The following is a 10,048-nucleotide window of genomic DNA, read 5'->3' on the forward strand; positions in this document are numbered from 1 at the left end:
GGGGTCTGGGGGCGGAGCCCCCAGGGAACGGTGGAAGGGCGGGTAGGGGACCCCGCCCCGCGCAGCGGCGTCGCCGGCCCCGGTCAGGCGTCGTCCTCCGGGACCGGGGCCGGCCCCGGGAGGAAGCGGCCCGCCTTCAGGGCGAGTTGACCCGCGAAGTACGCCGCCGCGTCCGGCCGCATCCGCGCCAGCGCCACCATCCCCGTGATGATGACGTCGCACACCTCGTCGTGCACGTCCTCCCAGCTGTGCGACCGCCCCTTCCGCGGGTTCGACCCGGTCGCCCCGATCACCGCCTGCGCGGCCTCGCCGAACTCCTCGCCGATCTTCAGCACTTGGATGACATGGCTCTGCGGCGCCACCACCCCCCGCTCGGCGGCCGCCGCCTCGAACCGGGCCGCGAGGGCGTGCACCGTCTCCCACACGGAGTCGGCCGCGCCCCCCACGGCTTCGCGGCGGGCGACCGGCCCGGCCCCTTCGGCCGGGCCGTCCCCACCGCGGAGTTGATCCGTCATCGGTCGCGTCACCCCTGTCGTCCGGAGGCCAGGAGCCTACCCCTCCCGCCGCCGCCCACCCCCCAGCCGCCGCCACACCCCCGGCCCCGCGCTGATCACCACCGTCAGGGCCACCGCCGCGGCCACGCCCTTCCACGGCTCGGAGAACAGCGAGCCGCCCAGGATCCCGATCAGCCCGTACGTCGCCGCCCAGGCCAGGCACGCCGGCGCGTCCCCCCGGGCGAACCGCCGCAGCGGCAGCCCGCCCAGCAGGCAGGCCAGCATCACCGGGATCCGGCCCGCCGGAACCAGCCGCGACAGCACCAGGACCAGCACCCCGTGCTCCTCCAGCCCCACCCGCGCCCGCTCCAGCCGCTCCGGCGCGGCCCGCCGGCGCAGGGACTCCAGCATCCGCGAGCCGCCCCGCGAACGAACCCCCCGCCGCCCCAGCCAGTACAGCGCGACGTCCCCGGCGAAGGCCGCCAGCGCCGCGACCCCGCACACCACCAACACCCCCAGCGGCACGGTCCGCTGATGGAACGCCACCACCGCCGCCGAACTCACCAGCGCCCCCGTCGGGATCACCGGCACCAGCGCCCCCAGCGCCACCAGCACGAACAGCGCCGGGTACCCCACCGCCTGCCGGGTGGTCTCCGGCGGCACCCGCCCGGCCACCTCGGCCGCCCCCGACAGCCACCCCGTCACGGCAGCCGCACCCGTTCCCCGTGCGCCGGGACCCGTACCGCCACCTTCGGCGCGAGCACCCCCGCCAGCCGGGCGAACTCCTCGCCCGGCGCGTGGAACTCGTGCGGCCGCACCGCGTCCATGCCGATCGGCCAGTACGTCCCGTAGTGCACCGGAACCGCGGCCGACGGCGCCAGCCGCGCCAGCGCCCGCGCCGCCCCCTCCGCGTCCAGGTGCCCGGGCCCCAGGTACGGCCCCCAGCCGCCCACCGGCAGCAGGGCCACGTCCAGCGGCCCGGTCTCCTCGGCCATGGTGTCGAACGGCCCGGTGTCCCCGGCGAAGTACGTCCGGGCGGCGCCCTCGACCACGTACCCCAGAGCCCGCACCCGCTGCGGCCCGAACGGCACCCGCCGCCCGTCGTGCCGGGCGCTCACCGCCCGTACCCGTATGCCCTCCCCGACCCGGACCTCCTCGCCCGCGACGACCTCCGTCACCACCAGGCCCCGCGTCCGCGCCAGCCGCCCCAGCCCCGGCACCGCCCGGCGGGCCCCGCGCGGCACGACCAGGCGGGTGCCGGGCGCCAGCCGGGCCAGCGACGGCAGGTGCAGGTGGTCGGCGTGCAGGTGCGACACCAGCACCGCCTCCGCCTCGGCGGCCTCCGGCGGCGGCACCGCCCCCCGCCGGCGCCGCAGATGGGCCAGCCGCCGCACGAACAGCGGGTCCGTCAGCACCCGCACCCCCGAGTCCCGCACCGTACACGTGGCATGCCCCCACCAGGTGATCTCCACCGGCACCCCGCACCCCCTTTCCCTCGCCCCTTCGAGCCTAGGCATTCCCCGCCGCATTCGCCTGGAAGCGGAACTACGCAGCCCCCTCCTCCCCGGGCCCGGATCGGAGTAGGGTCGGGCGCCATGGATGCGCTGCGCGTGGCCGCTATCGCCAGCCTGGCCCCGCTCGAAGACCTCGATGCCGACCCCTTCGCCGTGGACACCCGGAGTCAGCACGCCATGTGCGCGCGCTGGGCCGCGGCCCAGGGCTACGTGGTCACCCGGCAGCTGCTGTTCTACGGGCTGCGGGCCGATCACTGCGGACTCTGGAGCGACGTGGACGCGGGCCAGGTCGACCTGTTCGTCGCCCCCAACCGGAGGGTCCTGACCCGCGCGCTGCGCTCCGTCGAGGAGTTCACCGCCGAGTGCGCGCGGCGCGGCGTCCGGCTGGAGACGGCCGGACTCGACGAGCCCAGCTACACCCCCGCCATGAAGGCCGAGGTGCACCGCAGGCTCTCCATGCCGACCGCCGGCTACGACGGCACCTGAGACGCGGGCGCCGCCCCGCCCCGTCCCCGTACTCCCGTGCGCCATCCGTGACGAGCGGCCTCCCGCGCCGCCCTGTGCGACGCTGGCGAGGGGACCGCGGGCGCGGCGCGGGACCGGGGCACCCCCGGACGGGTCCGGGGGAGACACGAGGCGGGTGCGTCATGGGGCGGTGGCGGGACGCGGGCGGGGCGCTGGTGCGGGTGCTCCTCGTGTGGGCGGTGTCCACGCTCACCCTGCTCGTGCTCGCCGCGCTCCTGCCCGACTTCCGACTCCAGTCCGCCGACGGCGACAGCGTCACCCGGGTCGGGCTGACCGCCGCCTGGGGCGCCGGCGCCTTCGGCCTGCTCACCGCCCTGGTCTGGCCCGTCGTCGTACGGGCCCTGCTGCTGGTGCCCGCCCTGGTGCTCGGCCTGCTCGTCTTCTTCCTCAACGGCTCCCTGCTGCTCATGGCCCTCAGCCTGATCCCCGACGACCGCGGGGCGGCCGCCGCCCCCGAGACCGCGGTGGTCGTCGCCGCCGCGATGTCCGCCGTCGCCTCGGCCACCTCCACCGCCCTCGCGGTGCGCGACGACGAGGCGTACCGGCGCCGGCTGTACCGGCTGGCCGCCCGGCGCCGCCGCCGGCGCGGCCCCCCGCCCGGCGGCGGCCCGGGACTGGTCTTCCTCCAACTCGACGGGGTCGGCTACCGGGTGCTGCGCCGGGCGGCGGCGGACGGGCTGATGCCCACGGTCGCCGGCTGGCTGGAGGACAGCCACCGGGTCATGCCCTGGCGCACCGACTGGTCCAGCCAGACCGGCGCCAGCCAGCTCGGCATCCTGCACGGCACGAACTTCGACGTACCGGCCTTCCGCTGGTACGAGAAGGACACCGGCGAGGTGATGGTCTGCAACCGGCCCACCAGCGCCGCCGAACTCCAGCGCCGGGCCGTGGCGCGCACCCGCGACGGCGGACTGCTCACCCTGGACGGGGCCAGCCGCGGCAACCTGTTCAGCGGGGGCGCCGACCAGCTGGCGCTGGTGCTCTCGGTCGCGGCCCGGCGCGGCCGCGCCAACCGCTCCCGGGCGGGCTACTTCGCGTACTTCTCCGACCCGGCCAACGCCGTCCGCACCGCGCTGTCCTTCGTCGCCGAGGCGGCCCGGGAGATCGGCCAGTCGCTGCGCTCCCGGCTGCGCGACGAGCACCCCCGGGTGGCGCGCGGCGGGCTGTACCCGCTGATCAGGGCCTTCGCGACGGTCGTCGAACGGGACGTGGTGGTCTCGGCGGTGATCGGCGACCTGCTCGCGGGCCGGTCGGCCGTCTACGCCGACCTGGTGGCCTACGACGAGGTCGCCCACCACTGCGGCCCCCACGGCCGGGACACCGACCGGGTGCTCGCCCGGCTCGACCGCAGCCTCGCCCTGATCGCCCGGGTCGCCGAGCACGCCCCGCGCGAGTACCGGTTCGTCCTGCTGTCGGACCACGGCCAGAGCCCGGGGGAGACCTTCCTCGGCCGCTACGGGCTCGGCCTGGAGGACCTCGTGCGGGCGGGCTGCGGGCTGCCCGTCCCGCGCCGGGCCGGCCGCACCCGCAGCGGGGCCGAGGCCCGGGCGGCGGTGCTGGCCGCCCTGCACCGCCCGGTGGAGGAGGACGCGCAGGACACCCGCCCCGGGCCGGGACCGGACCCGGTGGTGCTCGCGTCCGGCAACCTCGGGCTGGTCTCCTTCCCCGCCCTGCCGGGCCGGGCCGGCCGCCGCTGGATCGAACGGGCCCACCCCGCCCTGCTGCGCACCCTGGCCGACCACCCGGGGGTGGGCTTCCTGCTGGTCGACGGGGAGGTGCTGGGCCCCGGCGGCAGCTCGGCCCGGCTCGACGTACCCGGGGCGGCGGAGGAGCTGCTGTCCGCGTACGGGCCCGGCGCGGCCGACGCGGTCCGCCGGACGGACTCCTTCCCGCACGTCGCCGACATCATGGTCAACTCGGCGTACGACCCCCGGACCGGGACCGTGCACGCCTTCGAGGAGCAGATCGGCTCGCACGGCGGCCTGGGCGGGGAGCAGGGGCACCCCTTCCTGATGTGGCCGACCGCCCTGTCGGCGCCCGGTCCGGACCTGGTGGGCGCCGAGGCCGTGCACGAGGTCCTGCGCCGCTGGCTGCGCGAGTCGGACGGCCCCCAGGTCCCCCTCCCGGCACGCCGGGACGACCACCGGCCGGAGGATCACCGGCCGGAGGGCGAATCCAGCGGAACCTTTCCGTCCGCAGCGGGTGCGGCGCCGGACGAAACCCGGTGATTTGGCGCCGACTTCCCGGTGGTCAACCATGTGTTCACCTGCCCACCATGTGAGACACCCCGAGGCGCACCACCGATGACCAGCACCGCAGCCCCGCCCGCCGAGCAGAGCGCCGCCCCCGGGGCCGCCGGAACCCCCACGCCGGTCACGCCCGGACAGGCACCCGCCCCGGCCGACCGCCACGCCCGCCGCTTCGGCCTCCCCGTCGCGATCTGCCTCGTCATGGGCAACGTCATCGGCGGCGGGATCTTCCTGCTCCCGGCCTCGGTCGCCCCCTTCGGCACCATCAGCCTGCTGGCCTTCGCCGTCCTGACCCTCGGCGCGATCGCCCTCGCCCTGGTCTTCGGCCGCCTCGCCCAGCGCCACCCGCGGACCGGCGGCCCCTACGTCTATGTACGCGCCGCCTTCGGCGACTTCGCCGGCTTCCTCGCCGCGTACAGCTACTGGATGACCGCCTGGGTCTCGAACGCCGCCCTCGCGGTGGCCTCCGTCGGCTACCTCGCGGTGCTCTTCCCGGCGGTGGGGGAGCACAAGTGGTCGATGTGCCTGGCCGCCCTCGCCGTCCAGTGGCTGCCGGCCCTCTCCAACCTGGCCGGCACCCGCTACGTGGGCGCCGTCCAGGTGGTCGCGACCGTCCTCAAGCTGGTCCCGCTGCTGCTCGTCGCCGTCGGCGGGCTGTTCTTCTTCGACCCGGCCAACCTCGGCCCGTTCCAGGCCACCGGCCAGAGCCCGGTCGGCGCGGTCTCCGCGTCCGCCGCGATCCTGCTGTTCAGCTACATCGGCGTCGAGTCCGCCGCCGTCAGCGCCGGCGAGGTCCGCGACCCGGCCCGCAACGTCGGCCGGGCCACCGTCCTCGGCACCGTCGGCGCGGCCACCGTCTACCTGCTCGGCACCCTCGCCGTCTTCGGCCTGGTGAACCACGAGAAGCTGGTCTCCTCCGAGGCCCCCTTCACCGACGCCGTCGACGCCATGTTCGGCGGCACCTGGGGCGGCACGCTGGTCGCCGGCGCCGCCGTGATCTCGATGGTCGGCGCCCTCAACGGCTGGACGCTGCTCGGCGCGCAGACCCCGTACGCGGCCGCCAAGGACGGGCTCTTCCCGAAGGTCTTCGAGAAGAAGCAGCGCGGCGTCCCGGTGGCGGGCGTCCTCGTCACGGTCGTCCTGGCCTCGGCCCTGACCGTCTACAACTACACCGCGGGCTCCGCGGCGGTCTTCGAGGCCCTGGTCCTGATCACCACCTTCACGGCGACCGTCCCCTACCTGCTCTCCACCGCCGCCCAGCTGTACTTCCTGGCCTCGGGCCGGTCGGAGCGGGTCCGGCGCGGGCAGCTGGTCCGTGACGGCGTCCTGGCCGGCGTGGCCTTCGCCTTCTCCATGTGGCTGGTCGCCGGATCCGGGTACGCGGCCGTCTACCAGGGCGTCCTGTTCCTCTTCGCGGGCGTCCTCGTCCACGCCCTGATGTCCGCCCGCAAGCGCCGCGCGGCCGCCTGACCCGACCGGCACGGCTGACGAGGAAGACGCGGAGGCCCGCGCCGAACGGCGCGGGCCTCCGCTTTCGTGCGTCCCCGGGGATCAGTCCAGGTAGTCGCGCAGCACCTGCGAACGCGACGGGTGGCGCAGCTTCGACATGGTCTTGGACTCGATCTGGCGGATGCGCTCACGGGTCACCCCGTACACGCGGCCGATCTCGTCCAGCGTCTTCGGCTGGCCGTCGTTGAGGCCGTAGCGCATGGAGACCACGCCCGCCTCGCGCTCCGAGAGCGTGCCCAGGATGGACTGGAGCTGCTCCTGGAGGAAGGTGAAGGACACCGCGTCCGCGGGCACGACCGCCTCGGAGTCCTCGATGAGGTCACCGAACTCGCTGTCGCCCTCCTCACCCAGCGGGGTGTGCAGGGAGATCGGCTCACGGCCGTACTTCTGGACCTCGATGACCTTCTCAGGGGTCATGTCGAGCTCCTTGCCCAGCTCCTCCGGGGTGGGCTCGCGGCCCAGGTCCTGGAGCATCTGGCGCTGCACGCGGGCGAGCTTGTTGATGATCTCGACCATGTGCACGGGGATGCGGATGGTGCGGGACTGGTCGGCCATGGCACGCGTGATCGCCTGCCGGATCCACCAGGTCGCGTACGTGGAGAACTTGAAGCCCTTGGTGTAGTCGAACTTCTCCACGGCGCGGATCAGGCCGACGTTGCCCTCCTGGATCAGGTCCAGGAAGAGCATGCCGCGGCCCGTGTAGCGCTTGGCCAGGGAGACCACGAGGCGGAGGTTGGCCTCCAGCAGGTGGTTCTTGGCGCGGCGGCCGTCCTCGACGAGGATCTCCAGCTCGCGCTTGAACGCGGGCTTGTGGTCCTCCTCCTCTTCGAGCTTGTACTCGGAGAAGAGACCCGCCTCGATGCGCTTGGCGAGCTCGACCTCCTGCTCGGCGTTGAGCAGCGGCACCTTTCCGATGAGCTTGAGGTAGTCCTTGACCGGGTCGGCGGTGGCGCCGGCCACCATGACGGTCTGCGCCGGGGCGTCGTCCTCGTCCTCGTCGGACAGCACGAAGCCCTGGCCGCCGGCCTTGGGAGCCTCTTCCTCGGGCTCGTCGGCGAGGTCCTCGACCGCCCACTCCTCGCCCTCGACGGCCGGGTTCTCGGCGTCGTCGGCGTCCTTGGCGGTGGTCTTCTTCGCGGCGGTCTTCTTGGTGGCCGTGGCCTTCTTGGCCGCGGTCTTCTTGACCGTGCGCTTCTTGGGCTCGGCGGCGGCCTCGGCCGACACCTCCTCCGCGGCGCCGGCCGACGGAGCGGATATCGCCGCGGCGGCGGCCGGGGCGGCGGCGACCGAGGCCTTGCGCGCACCGATGGGGCGCGGCGCGGCGGCCGCCTTCTTCGTCACGGTGCGGGCCGGGGCGGCGGCTGCCTTGCGGGGCTTCTTGGCAGGAGCCTTCGTGGCGGGGGCGGCGCTGACGTGGAGGGCGACGCCCTCTTCGTCCAGGACCTGGTTCAGGCTGCGCAGGACCCGCTTCCACTGGTCCACCGGGATGCGGCCGGCCTCGAAGGCCTGGCGCACATCGTCACCGTTGATGTGACCCTGCTCGCGGCCGCGCTCGACGAGCGCGACGAGGGCCTCCGATTCGGCGATCTCCGGAGGGAACGTACGGGACGGGCTGAGCGACACAAGGAGCCTCTCGTTGCGAACAGATAAGGGGTGGGCGGGAATCATCGCGCGGACTCGGGAAACAGTCCCCAGGGGGGCTGTATTCCGGGGCCGCGCGAGGACACCTGTCGGTTCATCGCCTGCCCGAGTCGATTCGTTACGCGCTGAATTGAGTGACCTGCGCCACGCTGTGGCCGGGCAACCGATCCGGCGCGGATCCGTCCGCGCCGGATCGGCGCCGGAACGGCCCCGCGCGCACGCCCCCGCATCAGTGCGGCTTGCGGGCCTCGATGAGGAACCGGGCGGTGTGCGCGACGAACGGACCCTCGCGCTCGATCCGTTCGTGGAGCTCGCGCAGCCGGTCCCGGTACTGCCCGACCGTGAAGCCGGGAACCATCCAGATCACCTTCCTCAAGAAGTAGATCACGGCTCCGATGTCGTGGAACTCCGTACGCAGCCGCTCGGAGCGCAGGTCGGTGACCTCCAGCCCCGCCTTCCGCGCGTCGGCCTCCGCGTCGTCGGGGTGGCGGGCGCGCCGGACCTCCTCCGGCTGGGGGCCGAGGAAGTACTCGACGAGCTCGAAGACGCTGGCCGGGCCGACCTGCTGCGAGAAGTAGGTACCGCCCGGCGCCAGCACCCGGGCGATCTCGTCCCACCAGATGGTCACCGGGTGCCGGCTCGCCACCAGCTCGAAGGCGCCGTCGCCGAAGGGCAGCGGCGGCTCGTCGGCGTCCGCGACGACCACGGCGCCCAGCGGGTGCAGCAGCCGGGTGGCCTTCTGCACGTTCGGGGGCCAGGACTCCGTGGCCGCCGTCAGCGGCGGCAGCGGCCCCGCCCCGGCGAGCACCTCACCGCCCCCGGTCTGGACGTCCAGGGCGGAGCGGACCCGGGACAGGCGCTCGGCCAGCATCCGCTGGTAGCCCCAGGACGGGCGCTGCTCGGTGGCCCGGCCGTCGAGCCAGGAGAAGTCCCAGCCGTCGACGGAGACGGATTCCGCCTCGGCGACGAGATGGTCGAAAGTGCGCGTCATGTCTCGATCGTCCCAGGCCGGGCCCCGGTCATCCACCGGATAAACCGGTGGACGGTTCGATTACAGTGGGAGCAGGGCCGTGACTGGCGTTCGGGTGGATCACCACCGGGGAGCGGCCCGGCGTACGCACCTCCCCGTACGTCGACTGCCGCGCGCCTGGGCGAACCGCGATCCGCGAACAGCGATCCGCAGCGACGTTCAGGAGACCCCGTGACGACTGCCCCCTCGGCCACCGCCCAGCTCATGGACGGCACCGCCCTCGCCCGCCGCATCTCCGAGGAGACCGCCGCCCTCGCGGCGAAGATCACCGAGCGCACCGGCACCGCCCCCTGCCTGGCCACCGTCCTGGTCGGCGAGGACCCCGCCTCCGTCACCTACGTGCGCATGAAGCAGAACCGCTGCGCCAAGGCCGGGATCACCTCCCGCCACGTGGAGCTCCCGGCGGAGACCACCACCGAGGAGCTCGTCGCCACGATCACGGCCCTCTCGGAGGACCCCGGGATCAGCGGCATCCTGCTCCAGCACCCGGTCCCGCACCACATCGACGAGCGGGCCGCCTTCGAGGCCATCGCCCCCGGCAAGGACGTCGACGGGGTCACCATGCACTCCTTCGCCGCCATGGGCTTCGGCCTGCCCGGCTTCGTCTCCTGCACCCCCGGCGGCATCATGCGCCTGCTCGCCGAGTACGACGTGGACCTCACCGGCAAGCACGCCGTCGTGGTCGGCCGCAGCGCGATCCTGGGCAAGCCCGCCGGGATGCTGCTGCTGGAGCAGAACGCCACCGTCACCTACTGCCACTCCCGCACCAAGGACCTCTCCTCGATCGTCCGCCAGGCCGACGTGCTGGTCGCCGCCGTGGGCAAGGCCGAGTTCATCCGGGGCGAGGACATCAAGGAGGGCGCCGTCGTCCTGGACGCCGGCTACAACGAGGGCAACGTCGGCGACGTCCACTTCGAGTCCGCCGCCGCCCGCGCCTCCCTGATCACCCCGGTGCCCGGCGGTGTCGGCCCCATGACCATCGCGGTCCTGCTGGAGCAGACCGTCCACGCCGCGGCCGCCCAGGCCGGCCTGGACCTCGCGGCCCTCTGAGCCGGCCACTGAGCCCCGGAGCCCCGGAGCCCCGGA

The 10,048-nt window shown here is 74.4% G+C and carries 9 protein-coding genes and 1 riboswitch; of the genes, 4 read left to right on the top strand and 5 right to left on the bottom strand.

Translation table 11 applies throughout. The annotated features are described in order from the left end of the window. Positions 1–83 precede the first annotated feature (83 nt). Genes ACFVXK_RS33615 through ACFVXK_RS33625 form a run of 3 tightly spaced genes read right to left on the bottom strand, consistent with a single transcriptional unit; the run spans position 84 to position 1,972 of the window. Positions 84–515 (bottom strand): MazG-like family protein, encoded by a 432-nt coding sequence (locus tag ACFVXK_RS33615; protein WP_389619477.1) that lies wholly within the window; start codon positions 513–515, stop codon positions 84–86. Positions 516–551: 36 nt separating this feature from the next. Beyond that, positions 552–1,199, bottom strand: a complete 648-nt coding sequence (locus ACFVXK_RS33620) for a DedA family protein (RefSeq protein WP_389619480.1) — start codon at positions 1,197–1,199, stop codon at positions 552–554. Beyond that, a complete protein-coding gene (locus ACFVXK_RS33625) occupies positions 1,196–1,972 on the bottom strand; it encodes an MBL fold metallo-hydrolase (protein WP_389619483.1) in 777 nt (258 codons plus the stop codon). Before ACFVXK_RS33625 ends, ACFVXK_RS33620 begins: the two co-directional genes overlap by 4 nt. A 117-nt stretch (positions 1,973–2,089) precedes the next feature. On the opposite strand from ACFVXK_RS33625, the gene ACFVXK_RS33630 reads away from it, so the two are divergent. The 3 genes from ACFVXK_RS33630 (at position 2,090) to ACFVXK_RS33640 (ending at position 6,252) form a co-directional block, all read left to right on the top strand. Then, positions 2,090–2,494, top strand: a complete 405-nt coding sequence (locus ACFVXK_RS33630; protein ID WP_389619485.1) for a hypothetical protein — start codon at positions 2,090–2,092, stop codon at positions 2,492–2,494. 161 nt (positions 2,495–2,655) lie between these two features. Continuing rightward, positions 2,656–4,761 carry a phage holin family protein gene (locus tag ACFVXK_RS33635; protein ID WP_389619488.1) on the top strand — a complete coding sequence of 702 codons (2,106 nt, stop codon included), beginning with the start codon at positions 2,656–2,658 and terminating at the stop codon, positions 4,759–4,761. A gap of 75 nt (positions 4,762–4,836) precedes the next feature. Further along, positions 4,837–6,252: an amino acid permease gene (locus tag ACFVXK_RS33640; RefSeq protein ID WP_389619490.1), complete on the top strand. Its 1,416-nt coding sequence runs from the start codon at positions 4,837–4,839 to the stop codon at positions 6,250–6,252. An 81-nt stretch (positions 6,253–6,333) separates the two neighbouring features. Here ACFVXK_RS33640 and ACFVXK_RS33645 read toward each other — a convergent pair whose 3' ends face one another. Both ACFVXK_RS33645 and ACFVXK_RS33650 read right to left on the bottom strand, forming a co-directional pair. Continuing rightward, positions 6,334–7,914 (bottom strand): RNA polymerase sigma factor, encoded by a 1,581-nt coding sequence (locus ACFVXK_RS33645; protein WP_389619493.1) that lies wholly within the window; start codon positions 7,912–7,914, stop codon positions 6,334–6,336. Positions 7,915–8,161: 247 nt separating this feature from the next. Further along, positions 8,162–8,923: a methyltransferase domain-containing protein gene (locus tag ACFVXK_RS33650; protein ID WP_389619496.1), complete on the bottom strand. Its 762-nt coding sequence runs from the start codon at positions 8,921–8,923 to the stop codon at positions 8,162–8,164. 69 nt (positions 8,924–8,992) lie between these two features. Next, positions 8,993–9,092, top strand: a riboswitch (ZMP/ZTP riboswitch). Positions 9,093–9,166: 74 nt separating this feature from the next. On the opposite strand from ACFVXK_RS33650, the gene ACFVXK_RS33655 reads away from it, so the two are divergent. Further along, positions 9,167–10,012, top strand: coding sequence for a bifunctional 5,10-methylenetetrahydrofolate dehydrogenase/5,10-methenyltetrahydrofolate cyclohydrolase (locus ACFVXK_RS33655; protein WP_389619499.1), 846 nt, complete (start codon positions 9,167–9,169; stop codon positions 10,010–10,012). Positions 10,013–10,048: the final 36 nt, after the last annotated feature.

Source organism: Streptomyces sp. NPDC058157 (assembly GCF_042884105.1).
Lineage (GTDB): Bacteria > Actinomycetota > Actinomycetes > Streptomycetales > Streptomycetaceae > Streptomyces.

What these genes read in the sequence shown, in the direction of transcription:
- ACFVXK_RS33630 (WP_389619485.1), top strand. Translation starts at nt 2,090, where the DNA reads ATGGATGCGCTGCGCGTGGCCGCTATCGCCAGCCTGGCCCCGCTCGAA.
- ACFVXK_RS33655 (WP_389619499.1), top strand. Translation starts at nt 9,167, where the DNA reads ATGGACGGCACCGCCCTCGCCCGCCGCATCTCCGAGGAGACCGCCGCC.
- ACFVXK_RS33640 (WP_389619490.1), top strand. Translation starts at nt 4,837, where the DNA reads ATGACCAGCACCGCAGCCCCGCCCGCCGAGCAGAGCGCCGCCCCCGGG.
- ACFVXK_RS33615 (WP_389619477.1), bottom strand. Translation starts at nt 515, where the DNA reads ATGACGGATCAACTCCGCGGTGGGGACGGCCCGGCCGAAGGGGCCGGG.
- ACFVXK_RS33635 (WP_389619488.1), top strand. Translation starts at nt 2,656, where the DNA reads ATGGGGCGGTGGCGGGACGCGGGCGGGGCGCTGGTGCGGGTGCTCCTC.
- ACFVXK_RS33650 (WP_389619496.1), bottom strand. Translation starts at nt 8,923, where the DNA reads ATGACGCGCACTTTCGACCATCTCGTCGCCGAGGCGGAATCCGTCTCC.